Origin of the sequence: Ralstonia sp. 24A2 (assembly GCF_051783885.1) — a bacterium.
Lineage (GTDB): Bacteria > Pseudomonadota > Gammaproteobacteria > Burkholderiales > Burkholderiaceae > Ralstonia.
This window is the reverse complement of record NZ_JBPVZD010000002.1, coordinates 1985800-2002395: the sequence shown is the minus strand read 5'-3', so window position 1 is coordinate 2002395 and position 16596 is coordinate 1985800. Positions and strand designations below refer to the sequence as shown.

11 protein-coding genes are annotated in these 16596 nt (G+C 64.5%); 2 read left to right on the top strand and 9 right to left on the bottom strand.

Annotated elements, in window-relative coordinates; all coding sequences use genetic code 11:
* Window positions 1-48: 48 nt before the first annotated feature.
* The 4 genes from ACS13N_RS14230 to hrpA form a co-directional block, all read right to left on the bottom strand.
* Window positions 49-1023, bottom strand: a complete 975-nt coding sequence (locus ACS13N_RS14230; RefSeq protein ID WP_438932230.1) for a sterol desaturase family protein — start codon at window positions 1021-1023, stop codon at window positions 49-51.
* Window position 1024: 1 nt separating this feature from the next.
* On the bottom strand, window positions 1025-1870 hold the full coding sequence (locus ACS13N_RS14225; protein ID WP_438932229.1) for a polysaccharide deacetylase family protein: 846 nt from the start codon (window positions 1868-1870) through the stop codon (window positions 1025-1027).
* A 12-nt stretch (window positions 1871-1882) separates the two neighbouring features.
* Window positions 1883-2878 (bottom strand): cytochrome D1 domain-containing protein, encoded by a 996-nt coding sequence (locus ACS13N_RS14220; protein ID WP_438932228.1) that lies wholly within the window; start codon window positions 2876-2878, stop codon window positions 1883-1885.
* Between the two features lie 116 nt (window positions 2879-2994).
* Complete coding sequence (gene hrpA / locus ACS13N_RS14215) at window positions 2995-6978, bottom strand: ATP-dependent RNA helicase HrpA (RefSeq protein WP_438932227.1); 3984 nt, start codon at window positions 6976-6978, stop codon at window positions 2995-2997.
* Between the two features lie 82 nt (window positions 6979-7060).
* Between hrpA and argA the strand changes: the two genes are divergently transcribed.
* Window positions 7061-8458 carry an amino-acid N-acetyltransferase gene (argA, locus tag ACS13N_RS14210; RefSeq protein ID WP_438932226.1) on the top strand — a complete coding sequence of 466 codons (1398 nt, stop codon included), beginning with the start codon at window positions 7061-7063 and terminating at the stop codon, window positions 8456-8458.
* Window positions 8459-8565: 107 nt separating this feature from the next.
* Complete coding sequence (locus ACS13N_RS14205) at window positions 8566-8838, top strand: oxidative damage protection protein (protein WP_039596026.1); 273 nt, start codon at window positions 8566-8568, stop codon at window positions 8836-8838.
* 73 nt (window positions 8839-8911) lie between these two features.
* On the opposite strand, the gene ACS13N_RS14200 is transcribed toward ACS13N_RS14205, so the two are convergent.
* From ACS13N_RS14200 to ACS13N_RS14180, 5 genes are all read right to left on the bottom strand, one after another.
* Window positions 8912-10456 (bottom strand): methyl-accepting chemotaxis protein, encoded by a 1545-nt coding sequence (locus tag ACS13N_RS14200; RefSeq protein ID WP_438932225.1) that lies wholly within the window; start codon window positions 10454-10456, stop codon window positions 8912-8914.
* A 236-nt stretch (window positions 10457-10692) separates the two neighbouring features.
* Window positions 10693-12171 carry a dihydropyrimidinase gene (hydA, locus tag ACS13N_RS14195; RefSeq protein WP_438932224.1) on the bottom strand — a complete coding sequence of 493 codons (1479 nt, stop codon included), beginning with the start codon at window positions 12169-12171 and terminating at the stop codon, window positions 10693-10695.
* 48 nt (window positions 12172-12219) lie between these two features.
* Window positions 12220-13719, bottom strand: coding sequence for an NCS1 family nucleobase:cation symporter-1 (locus tag ACS13N_RS14190; protein WP_438932223.1), 1500 nt, complete (start codon window positions 13717-13719; stop codon window positions 12220-12222).
* Between the two features lie 87 nt (window positions 13720-13806).
* Complete coding sequence (gene preA, locus ACS13N_RS14185) at window positions 13807-15123, bottom strand: NAD-dependent dihydropyrimidine dehydrogenase subunit PreA (protein WP_438932222.1); 1317 nt, start codon at window positions 15121-15123, stop codon at window positions 13807-13809.
* A 37-nt stretch (window positions 15124-15160) separates the two neighbouring features.
* Window positions 15161-16504 (bottom strand): NAD(P)-dependent oxidoreductase, encoded by a 1344-nt coding sequence (locus ACS13N_RS14180; RefSeq protein ID WP_438932221.1) that lies wholly within the window; start codon window positions 16502-16504, stop codon window positions 15161-15163.
* Window positions 16505-16596: the final 92 nt, after the last annotated feature.

Below are 16596 nucleotides of genomic sequence, written 5' to 3'. Positions count from 1 at the left end.
GGGAGCGGACAGCCTAGCACAGCGGGCCGACATGCCGCCTGCGCCACCTCAGGCGCGGCCAATCAGACGCTTGAAGCCCAACCACTGCTGGCGCAGCACGCCGCGCCCGTAGTCGCGCGAGCGGCCCTGTGGTGCCGGAAGCTGATCGCGGATACCGGTCGCGTGGTACTCAGGCGAGAAGATGGCGGTGCCGAACAACATGTCCCACCACGGGAACAACACGCCGAAGTTGCAGCCGCCCAGCACACCCGGCTTGCCTGGCACCTCATGCCCCAGGCCGATGGCGTGGTGCAGACGGTGAAAGCGCGGAGAGATCAACAGTCGCTCGCCCAGCCAACCGAAATGCAACCGCACGTTGGCGTGTTGCAGGCTCTGCAGCAATTGCGAGACAGCAACCAGGAGCACGTACTGCGACGGCTCCACGCCAATGGCCAGCGCCGCGATGGCGAACACCGCCCCCCGCAACACATCGTCGAGGATGTGGTTGCGGTCATCCGACCACAGCGTCATCTGCTGCTGACTGTGGTGCAGCGAATGCAGGTTCCACCACCAGTGGAATTTGTGCGACAGGCGGTGGTACCAGTAGTCGAGCAGATCGAACAGCACCAGATAGATCAGGAAGCTGACAATGGCGACTGAAGTAACACCCGGCCACCAATCTTCCACGTTCAGGTGCGCCCAGCCCCAGAAACGCAGCTTGCCGTCCAAGTCGTCAATCAGCGGCTGCAGCGTGAAGAACATCAGCAGCGGAAAGAAGCCGAGGCGGTGGAACAGCGTGTAGAAGATGTCGGCGCGCACGGCCTTGCGGTCGTGCATCGGCTCCACCGGGCGCCAGCGCTCCAGCGGGCGGAAGATCAGCAGCAGCACGGCGATCTGTACCAGCCCCATCAGCAGCCATTCGGTGCCGGGGTACGCATCCTCAACGTAGCCACCCAGGCCAATGGCATAGGTGAGCGGCATCACGATGTGCTGGAACAGCACATCCTGCGCTTGCGTGAAGGTGTCGGCAATCCAGTCGAACATGTCAGCGGGCCGCTGCGGGTTTGGCCGAATGGGCAGCAAGCCAGGCCTTGTACTGCGGATGATCGCGCAGCGTGGCGAAACAGAAACCCTTGTGCTCCAGACCGGTGATCAGTGGCTCCAGGTCGGCGGGCGCCCATGGGTCCTTGCGCGACCAGATGCCCAGGTGCGCCATCGTGATGTCGCCATCGCGCAGGTTGGACAGCGCCTTTTGCAGCAGCGCGTCGTTTGGATAGCGCTCGGACGGCAGCTCGTCGCCGAGGAAACCGGCGGGCGCCCACGCCACGTGAGCAAACCCACATTGCTTGGCCCAGCCCTCGGTGGTGGCCGAGAGATGGCCGCCTGGCGCACGCCACAACGGGTCCATCGGCTGGCCGGTCATGACCTTGAAGCGCTCGGCGCTGTGCTTGAGTTCGGCGCAGAATTCGGGCTCGCCCCAAACGACGTTGCGGCCGCCCTGCTCGCCAAACTGCGGGCGGAAGCGGACCTTGCCGGCGCCAACTTCGCCCTTGTAGTAGACGTGGTCGAAGGTGTGTGTGCCGAAGGCATGGCCATCCGCAGCGAGCGACTTCCAGTACGGTGCCCAGCCGTCATCCAGCGTGCTGTCGCCATTGATCGTCTTCTCGTTGGCGAGGAAGAACGTGGCGTGGATGCGATGGCGGCGCAGTGTGTCGGCAATCAACTGCGCCTGGCTCATGCTGCCCGTGTCGAACGTCAGGTAGACGGTGCCTTTGCACGCGCCGGCGTTAACGCCACCCGGGGCGGCCGAGGCCAGCGCGCACAGCCCCAGCGCCACGGTAGCGGCCGCCGCTTTGGCCACACCATGAAGCATCGACAGGCCAGTTTTCATGATGGTCACGCTTTAGAGGAGCGGCGCGCGCGAGCGGAAGTAGATGCCGTGCGGCGAGCGCCCGACCTTGATCTCTTCCACCACCTTGCGGCTCGCCACGTCGACGATCGCCACACGCTTGGCCCAGCGGCAGGTCACCCAGAGCTGCTTGCCGTCGGCGGTCAACTCCATGTCATCCGGGCCCGGCGGCAGGCCGGTAATATCGCCCACCTTAGTCAGCGTTTGCTGATCGATGATGCTGATCGTGCCCGACACGCGGTTCGACAGGAACAGATGGCGCTTGTCGCCCAGTGCACGGAAATTGTGCGCGCCCTTACCCGTCGGGATGCGCTTGACGCTGGTGCGGTTGCGCCAGTCGATCACCTCAACGTAATCGGCGCCGGTCATACCAACCAGCAGGTATTTCTGATCCGTCGTGACCCAGACGCCGGCCGGTGCGGAGCCAATGGTCATGCGCCACATCACGGTCTGCGTGGGCAGATCGATGGCCATCACCTCGTTGGAGTCCTGTACCGTAATGAAGGCAATCTTGCTGTCTGCCGTAAAGGCGATATGGCTGGGCGTCTTGGCTGCCGGGATTTGCTTGGCGATCGTGAGCGCGTGGCCATCCCAGCGATAGATGTCAACGCGGTCCAGGCGGTTGCCAGTGGTCAGAAACCACTTCTGGTCGGGCGAGAAGCCGATCTGGTACGGATCGTCGATGCGCGGCACGCGCTGCTGGATCTTGCCGGTCACGGGGTCCAGGAACACCAGATCATTGCCGACCGCGTTGGCAACAATCAGCGACTTTTCATCAGGCGTGGCGATCAGGTGGTGCGGCTCCTTGCCGATCGGGAACGTCTCCAGCACCTTGCGGGTGTCTTTGTCGATCAGAGAGACGCTGGCGTCGCCCGAGTTGAGCACAGTGACGACTTCAGCACGCGCCGCGTGCGCCGCCATCAAGGCAGCGGCCGACAGGACAAGCGTGGAAAACCAACGGGAGGCAAACGAGGCGCGCGAGGCAGACATAACGAGAAGATTCAGCAACTTAGCCAGCCATTTTAACGGCTGCTCTTATTGCATCGCTGACACAAATCAAAAAAAGAAAGCGGGAACTTTCCCCGCATCCAACAAGGCAGCAGCAACTAGCGCTGCATCGATTCCCACACCTTCTGCAGCCGCTTGACCGACATCGGCACCGGCGTACGCAACTCCTGTGCGAACAGGGCGATGCGCAACTCCTCCAGCATCCAGCGGAATTCCTCCATGCGCGGGTCATTGCCGCCCTGCCCTTGCACACGCAGCGCCTTCTCGGCGCGTTGGTATTGCTGGACAAGCGGCGCCATTTCCTGCATGCGCTGCGTATCGCGCGTCGGGTCCGCCTTGAGCTTGTCGATGCGCAGCGCGATGCCCTTTAGGTAACGCGGGAAGTGCGTCAACTGCGCATACGGCGTCGCCTCGATGAAGCGCTTGTGCACCAGCGTTTTCAGCTGCGCGTCAATATCTGTATAAGCGGCGGCAAACGGCTTGGCGATCTGCAGCTTGCGCGGCATCTGGGCGTATTCCGCCAGGATCGCGCCGACCAGCCGCGCGATCTCCTGCGCCAGCAACGTCAGGCGGGCGCGACTTTCGTCCTTGCGGGCGCCGAAGCTGGCGTCATCCGTCGGGAGCGGGTCTTGCAGGCAGGCACGCTCCAGCGTGGCATCCAGGATCTGCTCGCGCAGTTCATCCTGCGTGCCCAGGTTCATGAACTGGATCGCCATCTGCGACAGGCCCGGGATGTTCTTTTCCAGGTACTTCAACGGCTCGCGCAGTTGGATTGCAAACAACCGGCGCAGGCCCAGGCGATGGATGCGCGCGGCCTCGGCCGGATCGTCGAAGACTTCCACATCACAGTGGTCGCCCGCATCGACGAGTGCTGGATAGCCGAACAGCGTCTGGCTGCCCTTGCGGACTTCCAGAAGCTCGGGCAGCACGCCGAAGTTCCAGGTGGTCAGGCCGGAGTACAGCGCGGCGTTGGCCGGGGCCTCCGACTTGCCAGACTTGCCGGGCCTGGCGTTCTCCGCCTGAGCACCCACCACAGCCGCATCCTGGGCGGCGATCGACTGGAACGTCTGCTGTGCGCGTCCACCCAATTCAGCGCGCAACTGGGCCAGATTGCGGCCCATGTCGAGCTGCCGGCCATGCTCGTCGATCACTTTGAAGTTCATGAAGTGATGCGCAGGCAGCGTTTCGAGCTTGAAGTCGGCGCGCTTGAGCGCTGTGCTCGTCTGCTCGCGCACGTCGGCGATCAGGCGGTCGAGCAAATCGCCTTCGCCCAGCCGCGTGCGCGAGACAAAGCCCGCAGCGTAGTCCGGCAGCGGCACGCAGTGGCGGCGCAGCTTCTGCGGCAGGCTCTTCAGGAGCAGATGCACCTTCTCCTTGAGCATGCCCGGCACCAGCCATTCGGCCCGCTGCGCAGGCACTTGGTTGAGCGCGTACAGCGGCACCGTGAGCGTCACGCCGTCGCGCGGGCTGCCGGGCTCGAAGTGATAGGTCAGGCCCATGTCGATGCCGGCAATCGGCAACGTCTTGGGGAACAGGTCGGTGGTGATGCCGGCCGCTTCGTGCCGCATCAGGTCATCGCGATTCAGATACAGCAGTTTCTGGCCGCCCTTGCCATGTGCGTTGGCGGCCTCGGCATACCAGCCTTCGAACGACACCGTGTTGTAGATGTCGGCTGGGATCTGGCTGTCGTAGAACGCGTAGATCAGCTCGTCGTCCACCAGCACGTCTTGCCGGCGGGACTTGTGTTCGAGGTTCTCGATCTCGCGCACCAAGCGCTGGTTGTGCGTGAAGAACGGCAGGCGCGTTTCGAATTCGCCGTCGACCAGCGCGCGGCGGATGAACATCTCGCGCGCTTCCTTCGGCTGCATCGGCCCGAAATGCACGCGGCGCTGCTGATAGATTGGCAGGCCGTACAGCGTGCCGCGCTCGAAGGCCATCACCTGGCCGGCCTTCTTTTCCCAGTGCGGATCGCTCCACGACACCTTCAGCAGGTGCGCGCCGACCTTCTCCACCCATTCCGGCTCGATGCGCGCCAGTGTGCGGCCGAACAGGCGACTGGTCTCGATCAGCTCGCCACCCACAACCCACTTGCCGGCCTTGCGCGCGATCACCGAACCCGGCCACAGGAAGAACTTGATGCCGCGCGCACCGAGATATTCGCGGCCTTTCCCATCCGCCTCTTCAATGCGCACGCCGATGTTGCCGAGCAACCCCGTCAGCAGCGCCAGATGCAGCTGCTCGTAGGTCGGTTCGGATTCATTAAGCTTCCAGCCCTGCTCCGCCACCGTGGTGTGCAGTTGCGAATGCACATCGCGCCACTCGCGCAACCGGACATGCGACAGGAAGTGCGAGCGGCACTGGTCCTGCAACTGCTTGTTCGACTTCTTATGGGCGACGGCCTCTTCAAACCACTTCCACAGCTTCACCCAGCCGAGGAATTCCGATTTCTCGTCGGCAAATAGCCGGTGTGCTTGGTCAGCTTGCTGCTGCAGTTCCTGCGGGCGCTCACGCGGGTCCTGCACCGACAACGCGCTCGCGATGATGAGCATCTCGCGCAGGCATTGGTGATCGCGCCCGGCCAGGATCATCCGGGCCACACGCGGGTCCAGCGGCAGGCGGGCGACCTGCTTACCTAGCGGGGTCAGCGCATTTTCATCGTCGACGGCACCAAGCTCCTGCAGGAGCTGGTAGCCATCGGCAATCGCACGGCCCAGCGGCGGTTCGATGAAGGGGAATTGCTCGACATCGGTCAGCCGCAGCGCCTTCATGCGCAGGATGACCGCCGCCAGCGACGAGCGCAGGATTTCCGGATCGGTAAAGCGCGGCCGTGCAATGAAATCCGACTCTTCATACAGGCGGATACACACGCCATCGGCCACACGGCCGCAACGGCCCGCGCGCTGGTTAGCGGCGGCCTGCGACACCGGCTCGATCTGCAACTGCTCGACCTTGTTGCGATACGAATAGCGCTTGACGCGCGCCAGCCCCGTGTCGACCACGTAGCGGATGCCCGGTACCGTGAGCGAGGTCTCGGCCACGTTGGTCGCCAGCACGATGCGCCGCGCGTTGGACGGGCGGAACACGCGCTCCTGCTCTTGCACGGACAACCGAGCGAACAGCGGCAGGATCTCGGTATGCGCCGGATGGTGCTTACGCAACGCCTCGGCCGCCTCGCGAATCTCGCGCTCGCCCGGCAGGAAGATCAGCACGTCGCCGGAACCTTCGCGGGCGAGTTCGTCCACCGCGTCGACGAGGGCTTCGTAGAGATCGCGCTCCTTGTCTTTCTCGTCGCGCTGCACGGGGCGATAGCGCACTTCCACCGGATACAGCCGTCCGCTGACTTCAATGACGGGCGCCGGACCCTTTGGCCCAGCAAAGTGCTCGGCAAAGCGCTGCGCGTCGATGGTCGCCGAGGTGATGATGATCTTCAGGTCGGGCCGGCGCGGCAGGAGCTGCTTCAGATAGCCGATCAGGAAATCGATATTGAGGCTGCGTTCGTGCGCCTCATCGATGATGATCGTGTCGTACGCGCGCAGCAGCGGATCGTTCTGCGTCTCGGCCAGCAAGATGCCGTCGGTCATCAGCTTGACCGACGCGCCGGCCGACAGCGCATCGTTAAAGCGCACCTGATAGCCCACGTGTTCGCCCACCGGCGTGCCGATCTCCTGCGCAATGCGCTTGGCCGTCGATGTGGCGGCAATCCGGCGCGGCTGCGTGTGGCCAATCAGCCCGGTACCGCCCGCGCCAATGCCCCGCCCGATCGACAGGCAGATCTTCGGCAACTGCGTGGTCTTGCCCGAACCGGTCTCGCCCGAGACGATCACCACCTGGTTGGCGGCGATAGCCTCAGCGATCTCGTCGCGCCGGGCCGACACGGGCAGCGCCTCGGGAAACGTGATCGGCGGGACGCGGTTGGCGCGTGCGCGGCGTGCCTCCAGCGCGGCGGCGAGTTCTTCCGGCGTGGGCTTCGGACGACGCTGCGGACGGCCATTGCCGCCGGGCTTGCGCTCGGGCGGCGGGGTGTCTTTCGGCAGGGGTCGGGAGGGCGCCGCAGACTGCGGCTTGGCGTGGGAATCTGACATCGGGCGGGATTATAATCCGCGCATCTTTCCTGCACCGGCCGCAGTCCTGGGCCCACCCTTGCGCCACACGCCCCATCCGCCCGTGACTGCTCGTTCCTCCGCCCCCGCTCCCGGCGTTTCGCTGGTGGCGCACACGCCCGCCCCTGTCGACCTCTCCCCGATTTCGCCCACGCCCGAGCAGCGGCAGTTCGTCGATTGGCTGCGCGAGGTGGCACCGTATATCCACGCCTTCCGCGACAAGACCTTCGTCATCGGCTTTGGCGGCGAGCTGGTCCAGGCCGGCATGCTCGGCTGGCTGGTCAATGACATCGCCCTGCTGCACGCCATGGGCATGCGCATCGTGCTGGTGCACGGCTCGCGCCCGCAGGTGGAAGAGCAACTCGCGCTGCGCAACGTGCAAACCCAGTTCGTGGATGGCGTGCGCGTGACGGACGCCGCCGCGCTGGAATCCGCCAAGGAAGCCTCGGGCGAGTTGCGCCTGGACATCGAAGCCGCCTTCAGCCAGGGCCTGCCCAACACACCGATGGCCGGCGCACGCATGTCGGTGGTGTCCGGCAACTTTGTGACGGCGCGGCCGGTAGGCATCGTCAACGGCGTGGATTTCCAGCACACGGGGCTGGTGCGCAAGATCGATGCGGAGTCGATCCAGCATTCGCTGGCCAACCGCAAGATCGTGCTGCTCTCGCCGCTGGGCTTTTCGCCCACGGGGCAGGCGTTCAACCTGTCGATGGAAGATGTGGCGGCCAATACGGCCACGGCGCTCAAGGCCGACAAGCTGATCTTCATCACCGAGCTGCCGGGCATCATGGACCGCGTGGGCAAGCTGCAGCAGGACCTGTCGATGGAAACGGCCATCGAACGCCTACGTGATGGCAGCCTCTCGCACGACACGGCCTATTACCTGCAGCACATCGTCAAGGCGATGCGCGGCGGCGTGCGCCGGGCACACGTGATCCCGTTTGCGCTGGACGGCAGCATCCTGCTGGAACTGTTCCTGCACGACGGCGTAGGCACCATGGTGTCGCACACCGATCTGGAATACCTGCGCGACGCCACGCTGGACGACGTGGGCGGCATCGTCTCACTGATCGAACCGCTGGAAGCCGACGGCACGCTGGTGCCGCGCGAGCGCCGGCTGCTGGAACGCGACATCACCAACTTCTCGGTCATCGAGCACGACGGCATCATCTTTGGCTGTGTGGCGCTGTATCCGTACCCGAAGGACGGCATGGCCGAAATGGCCTGCCTGATCGTCTCCCCCGACAGCCAGGGCACTGGCGACGGCGAACGCCTGCTCAAGCACACGGAAGTTCGCGCCCGCGCACTGGGCCTCAAGCGCCTGTTCGTGCTCACCACGCGCACGGAACACTGGTTCCTCAAGCGCGGATTCGTGCGCGCCACGGTGGATGATCTGCCGGAAGATCGCCGCAAGCTCTACAACTGGCAGCGGCGCTCGATGGTGCTGATGAAGAAGCTGTAAATCCCCGGGCGCCGCCTTGGTATCAGAGCCCGGCGGCGCGCGGCCTTTACAATAGCGCCACCCGCGTCGCACACAAGCGGCGCTTCCGCCACACAAGAGGAATCCCCATGGCCCGCATGGTCCACTGCATCAAGCTCGACAAGGAAGCCGAAGGCCTCGACTTCCCGCCCCTGCCCGGCGAACTGGGCAAGAAAATCTGGCAAAGCGTCTCGAAAGAAGCGTGGGCCGGCTGGCTTAAGCACCAAACCATGCTGATCAACGAAAACCGCCTGAACATGGCGGATTCGCGCGCACGCCAATACTTGCTCAAGCAGACCGAGAAGTACTTCTTTGGCGAAGGCGCCGACGAGGCTTCGGGCTACGTGCCGCCGTCGGCGTAAGCTGCCGATACCCAACAAAAAGCCGTTCAGTTTGCGCTGAACGGCTTTTTTCTTTCTGGGCGTCGCCCCTGGGCTACGCGGGCATCGCAGTGCCGTCCAGCTTGAAGATGGCGACCGCGCGACGCAGCGCATCAGCCTGATCCGCCATTGCCTGCGCGGCGGCTGAAGCTTCCTCCACCAGTGCAGCGTTCTGCTGCGTCACTTCCTCGATCTGGCCGACAGCGATGTTCACCTGCTCGATGCCGGTGCTTTGCTCTGCCGACGCGGACGAAATCTCTGACACGATCTGCGTCACGCGATGCACCGAGGCAACGATGTCATCAATGATGACGCCAGCCTCCTGCACCAGCTTCGCACCAGCCTCCACGCGCTCGGTCGACTGACCAATCAGTCCCTTGATCTCCTTGGCCGCCGACGCACTGCGTTGGGCCAGCGTGCGCACCTCGCCCGCCACCACGGCAAAACCACGTCCCTGCTCGCCGGCGCGCGCGGCTTCCACTGCGGCGTTCAGCGCCAGGATGTTGGTCTGAAACGCAATGCTGTCGATCACGCCGATGATCTCGCCCACCTTGGTAGAACTCTCCGAGATGCCCTGCATAGTCTGCACCACATCGCTCATCACTTGACCACCGCGCGCAGCCGTATCCGATGCGTGCCCGGCGAGCGTGGTGGCCTGCACGGCGCTCTCCGAATTGCGGCGCACGGTAGTCGTCAACTCGCCCATGTTGGCGGCGGTTTCTTCCAGCGACGCCGCCTGCTCTTCCGTGCGTGACGAGAGATTCAGATTGCCCGAAGCGATCTGCGAACTGGCGGAAGCCACACCCTCGGCATTGCGACGCACTTCGCTCACCACGTTGGCGAGGCTGCGCTGCATGTCCCTCAGGGCAACCAGCAGTTGGGCAATTTCATCCGTACCGCGCGCTTCAAACACATTGGCCAGATTACCGTGCGAGACGGCGCTGGCAACATCCACCGCGCGCGACAGCGGCCGCGTGATCGAGCGGCTGAACAGGAATGCGCCACCCAGGCCCAGCCCGAACGCAACCAGCATCAGCACCACGCTCACGATCAATGCGGTATGTGCAGCCTCGGCGGTCTTGGTCGACACCGCCGTGCTTTCCGCGGCAATTTCAGCGGCGGCCTCATCCAGCAGGCGCGCGGGTTCACGATCCACACCGGCCACGACCTTGTCGCCCACCGTCGGGTCAAACGACGCCGCCACAAACATGTCGTGGCCCTTGCGATAGCCCTCGCCCATGGTGGTATGCGCGGCGGCAAATTGGCTGATCAAGTCCCGGCTCTTGCCGGGCGGCAGCGCGGCCTGCAGCACCTTTGCCTGGTCATTCACAGCCTGCTCGCGCGTGAGGAAGGCACCCCAATACTTGTCCAGCTTGTTGGGGTCTTCACCGCGCAGCAGGGTGTCTTTCCACTCCTGCACCTGGGTCTTGAAGGTGACGAGCATCTTCGTCACCGCGCGCTCGTCGGCGGCACGGGCCTGGACGGTGGTGTTGTATTCGACGATCGAGTGATTGAGGGAGGCAATGCCGTAGATGGCCCCGGCGAACATCAACAGCAATGCGGCGGCAAAGGCCAGGGGGAGTTTGAGTGCAAGTTTCATGGTGTTCCGGGTCAGACGACTGCGCGGGCAGCATCGCGCGCCTCTTGTGGAGGCATGCAATGTCGGCGGCATCTGAGCCACCGCGTCCGTCTTATCGGCCACTTAACGTACGACTTAATCCTGTTTTTAGAAATATGCACATCGCAAACGCTCAACCGCCGCAAATGTGAACTTCCCAGCGCACAAAAAAAACCGCCCAAGCAGCGAGCGGTCTTTGCCTTGGCATATGCAGCGCGCTACTTTGCGGTCGACAACGTCTCCGTAGCGCGATCCACGGCATGCGGCGTGCGGCGCGCATTGGCAAGGCGGATGGCGTCGTAATACGCCGCCGCCGGCGGACGCTTCAGGTACTGCCCCGCGCCGCGCACGGCACGCAGGTCGCCATTGACCCAGGCCAGCGCGCCCCGTGTGAGCGTATGGGTGGCCACGCCGCGCACCGTCATCCCCTCGAAGATGTTGAAGTCCACCTTCTGGTGATGCGTCTTCACGGAAATCGTCTTGGTGCCCGCCGGGTCCCACACCACCAGATCGGCATCCGCGCCGGGCTGCACAGCGCCCTTGCGCGGATACAGGTTGAAGATCTGCGCAGCGTTGGTTGAGGTAATGCGCACAAACTCGTTGGGCGTGATGCGCCCGGCGTTGACGCCGTGGTGCCACAGGATGGAGAGGCGATCCTCGATGCCGCCGCAGCCGTTCGGGATCTTGGTGAAATCCTCCCGGCCCATGGCTTTTTGGGATGCGCAGAACGTGCAATGGTCGGTGCCGGTGGTGTGCAGTTGACCGGCCTGCAGCCCACGCCACAGCGCTTCACGATGCTCGGCGGAGCGAAACGGTGGGCTCATGACGTGGGCGGCGGCACGCGTCCAGTCCGGGTCGCGATACACCGACTCGTCGATCACCAGATGGCCCGGCAGTACCTCACCGAACACACGCAGGCCTTCGCTGCGCGCGCGGGCAATCACGTCCACCGCATCCTTGGCCGACACATGCACGAGGTACACCGGCACGCCCAGCACCTGGGCGATGCGGATGGCGCGGTTGGCCGCCTCACCCTCCACCTCGGGCGGGCGCGACAGCGGATGCGCCTCCGGCCCAGCGATGCCGCGCGCGAGCAACTGGCGCTGGAGCTGGAAGACGAGTTCACCGTTTTCCGCATGCACGGTGGGCAAGGCGCCCAGTTCGAGCGAGCGCGAGAAGCTGTTCACCAGGATCTCGTCGTCGGCCATGATCGCGTTCTTGTAGGCCATGAAGTGCTTGAAGCTGGAAACACCGTGCTCGTGCACGAGCGTCCCCATATCGCGATGCACGGAATCGTCCCACCACGTCACGGCAACGTGGAAGCCGTAGTCGGCGGCAGCCTTCTCGGCCCAGCCGCGCCATTCGCGAAAGGCGTCCATCAACGGCTGCCGCGGGCTGGGGATCACGAAGTCGATGATGCTGGTGGTGCCGCCCGCCAGACCCGCTGCCGTGCCAGTAAAGAAATCATCGATGGCGGTGGTGCCCATGAAGGGCAGCTCCATGTGCGTGTGCGGATCAATGCCGCCCGGCATGACGTATTGCCCATGGGCATCAATGACTGTGGCGCCGGCCGGCGCGTCGATCTGCGCGGCCACCTGCAGGATGGTGCCGCCGTTCTCTGGGCTGTCGCACAGCACGTCGGCACGCCAGGTGCGGTCTGCGTCGATGACCGTGCCGCCACGGATCAGGGTCGTCATGTCGCTGTCTCCTTATGGGTTGTTCTGTGGGTGTGGGGGTAGCGAGCTTCAGGCGCTTGCCACGCTGGCGCTCGGGCTGCCGCGCAGCTTCATCCACGCGCTGTAGACGAGCGCCGCCAGCACCAGGCCAACGAACCACGCATACGTGTAGAGCGTGTTGAAAAACGCCGGCACGTTCGGGAACGCACTTGGGAACGCGGTATGCAGAAAGCCCGGCAAATTCGGCAGCACGCCCACGGCCAGCGCCACCACCGCACCGAGGTTCCAGCCGCCGGTGTAGGCGTATTCGCCGTTTTCTTCGAACAGCTCCCGCGCGCTTAGGCGGGTGCCGCGGATGAGGAAGTAGTCGACCATCATGATGCCGGCAACCGGCCCCAACAGCGCGGAATAGCCCACCAGCCACGTGAAGATGTAGCCCTCCGACGTGGCCAGAATCTTCCACGGCATCATCACGATGGCGATGGTGGCGGTGATCAGCCCACCCGTCTTGTACGAAATGCCCTTGGGCCACAGGCTGGAAAAATCGTATGCGGGCCCGACCAAGTTCGCCGCTAGGTTGCAGCACATGGTGTCCAGCGTGAGGATGATGAGCGCGATACCCACGCCGATGCCGGTCATGCGACTGGTGAGGTCGATCGGGTCCCAGATGGCCTTGCCGTAGATGACCACGGTGGCCGACGTGACCACCACCGAGATCACCGACAGCAGCGCCATCGGAATCGGCAGACCAATCGATTGGCCGATGATCTGGTCACGCTGCGATTTGGCAAAGCGCGTGAAGTCCGGAATGTTCAGCGCCAGCGTCGCCCAGAAGCCGACCATGGCCGTGAGGCTCGGCCAGAACGTTGCCCAGAACTGACCGGCCTTCTTGCCGCCGGCCACGAACTGCGACGGCGTGGAGAGCATCGAGCCCACACCACCCGCCTTCGACGTGGCCCACCACACCAGCACGATGCACATCACGATCTTGATGGGAGCGGACCAGCTTTCCAGCCAGCGGATCGAATCGGTGCCGTGCAGGATGAAGTAAAGCTGCAGCGCCCAGAACAACAGAAAACACGCCAACTGGCCCACCGAGATATCAAGAAACGGCATCGCGGCGCCATGCAGGGCATTGCCCGTCAGGATGTTGGCCAGGGTGTAGATGGCACTACCGCCCAGCCACGTCTGGATGCCATACCAGCCGCACGCAACGATGGCGCGCAGCAGCGCCGGCAGCTTCGCCCCCTGCGTGCCGAACGATGTGCGCACCAGCACCGCATACGGAATCCCGTGCTTGGCGCCCGCGTGGCCGATCAGCAGCATCGGCACCAGCACGATCGCGTTGCCCAGCAGCACCGTCGCCACCGCCTGCCACGGTGACATGCCCTGCTCCGTCAATCCCGCAGCCAGCATGTACGACGCGATGTTCATCACCATGCCGACCCACAGCGCTGCAAAGTGGTACCACTTCCAGGTGCGCTGGGCCACGCCGGTGGGCGCCAGGTCGTCGTTGTAAAGACTGCTGCCGGCCGCGAGCGGTTCGGCGGGGTGCGCTGCCTGCTTCATTGAAAGACCTCCACGGGTTGTTGGCGTGCTCTGCGGCGCGCGTCAGGCTCATTTGTAGGGTTCAAAACCGGTCAGCACAAGGAAAGATCACGCTGCCTTGGCCGCAGGCGCTGGCTCTGTGGCACCTGCGTCGGGCGCGCTTGCCCCCACCCGCGCCGGGTTGTTCGGATGCGTGGTCCAGTTGGCGTAGTCGCCCGCGTCCACACGCTCCATCGTGATGCACTGCTCGACCGGGCAGACATGCATGCATAAATTGCACCCGACGCATTCGGCGTCGATCACCTCGAAGTGGCGCTTGCCGTCCTTCTCGCGCGTGATGGCCTGGTGCGAAGTGTCTTCGCAAGCGATATGGCACAGGCCGCACTGGATGCAGCGATCCTGGTCGATGCGCGCCTTGATGTCGTACTTCAGGTTCAGGTACTTCCAGTCCGTCACATTGGGCACGGCGCGGCCGCGCACATCCTCCAGCGTGGCGTAGCCCTTTTCATCCATCCAGTTGGCCAAGCCGTCGGCCATGTCCTGCACGATGCGGAAACCGTAATGCATGGCCGCCGTGCACACCTGCACGCTGCCGGCACCCAGCACGATGAACTCCGCCGCATCGCGCCAGTTGGAAATACCGCCGATGCCTGAGATCGGCAGATTGGGCGTCTGCGTATCGCGGGCGATCTCGGCCACCATGTTCAGCGCGATCGGCTTGACCGCCGGACCGCAGTAGCCGCCGTGGGTGCCTTTGCCGTCCACGGTCGGCATCGGTGCCATCTGGTCCAGGTCGACCGCCACGATGGAGTTGATCGTGTTGATGAGCGACACGCCATCCGCCCCGCCTTTGTACGCCGCACGCGAGCCCAAACGGATGTCGGTGATGTTCGGCGTGAGCTTCACCAGGCACGGCAGCTTGGTGGTCTCCTTCACCCAGCGGGTCACCATCTCCACATACTCCGGCACCTGCCCGACCGCCGCGCCCATCCCCCGCTCGCTCATGCCGTGCGGGCAGCCGAAATTGAGCTCGACCGCATCAGCGCCGGTGTCTTCCACCATCGGCAGGATCCATTTCCAGTCGTGCTCGTTGCACGGCACCATCAGCGAGACGATCAGTGCGCGATCCGGCCAGTCGCGCTTGACTTGCGCAATCTCGCGCAGGTTCACATCCAGCGGACGATCGGTGATCAGCTCAATGTTGTTCAGCCCCGCGATGCGCTGGCCATTCCATTGCACCGCGCCGTAGCGCGAGCTGACGTTGACCACATGCGGGTCGAGCCCGAGCGTCTTCCACACCACGCCGCCCCAGCCCGCCTCAAACGCGCGGTTGACGTTGTAGGCCTTGTCGGTGGGCGGCGCGGAAGCCAGCCAGAAAGGGTTCGGCGATTTGATACCGGCAATCGTGCAGCGCAAGTCAGCCATGTTCGGCTCCGTGGAATGTGTTGTTCGGGGATGCGGCTCAGGCCGCCTTGGCGGTGAGGCTGGCCAGAGAAGCGTCGATGGACGCGGCGGCGACCTTGCCGTCCTGCACGGCCTGCACCGTCAGGTCGATGCCGCCCGTGGCCGCGCAGTCGCCGCCGGCCCACACGTCGGGCAACGTAGTGCGCCCGCCCGCATCCACGGCAATGCGGTTGCCATCGACGGTCAGCAGTTCGCCATCCACACCGATCGGCACCAGCGTCTGGCCGATGGCCTTGAGCACCATGTCGGCGTCGACCGTAAAGCGTTCGCCTGCTTCACCCGAGCGCTCGAACTCCACGCCGATCACTTGTCCGCCCTGCCCGATCAACCGCACCGGCTTGGCATGCGTGATGAGGGTGACGCCGTTCTTCTGCGCAAATTCGCGCTCAGCCCAGGTGGCGCTCATCGATTCAACGCCGCGCCGGTAGACCATCGTCACCGTCGTCGCACCGAGCTTGCGGCTTTGCACGGCCGCATCCACGGCGGTGTTGCCTCCGCCGATCACCACCACGCGCCGGCCGACCGGCACGGTTTCCAGTGCAGCGGCTTGGCGCACCTGCTCAATGAAGTCGACGGCGTTCATCACGCCTGATAGGTCTTCGCCTTCCAGCGCCAGCGCACGCACGCCACCCAGACCAATCGCCAGAAACACTGCGTCATGCTGCTTGCGCAACGCATCGAGCGACATGTCGCCGCCCAATACCACGCCGGTCTTCAGTTCAATGCCGCCCACCGACAGCAGCCACGCCACCTCGCGCTGCGCAAAATCGTCGACGGTCTTGTAGGCGGCAATGCCGTATTCATTCAGGCCACCCGGCTTGGCATGTGCATCGAACAGCGTGACGCGGTGCCCTGCGAGTGCAAGGCGATGCGCACACGCCAGCCCTGCCGGCCCAGCCCCGACCACGGCGACATGGCGCCCCGTATCAGGCGCGCGCTTGAAGAGCACCGTACCCTTGGCCATCACCCAATCCGTGGCATGGCGCTGCAGCGCGCCAATCGCCACCGGCTGCGCGTCTTGGTCGTTACGCACGCATGCGCCTTCACACAGGATCTCGGTCGGGCACACCCGCGCGCACATCCCGCCGAGCGGGTTGGCGGAGAGGATGTCCACCGCTGCGCCCTTCAGGTTGCCGTTGCTGATCTTGCGGATGAAGCTGGGGATGTCGATCTGCGTCGGACACGCTTGCACGCAGGGGGCGTCGTAGCAATAGTGACAGCGGCTGGCCGCAGCCGCCGCAGCGGTGGGATCGAGCAACGGCGCAATGTCGGCAAACTCGCACGACAACTGCTCCGGCGACAGACGGTGCGCGGCAATATCGCCCGTTTCCTTGATAGCCATGGTGGCTCCTTCTTCCGTGTGAGGACACAGCCGTGCCCGCCGGCCTCACACAGGCGAGGTCGGGACGGCTTTCGTTTTGGGGTGATGCGACG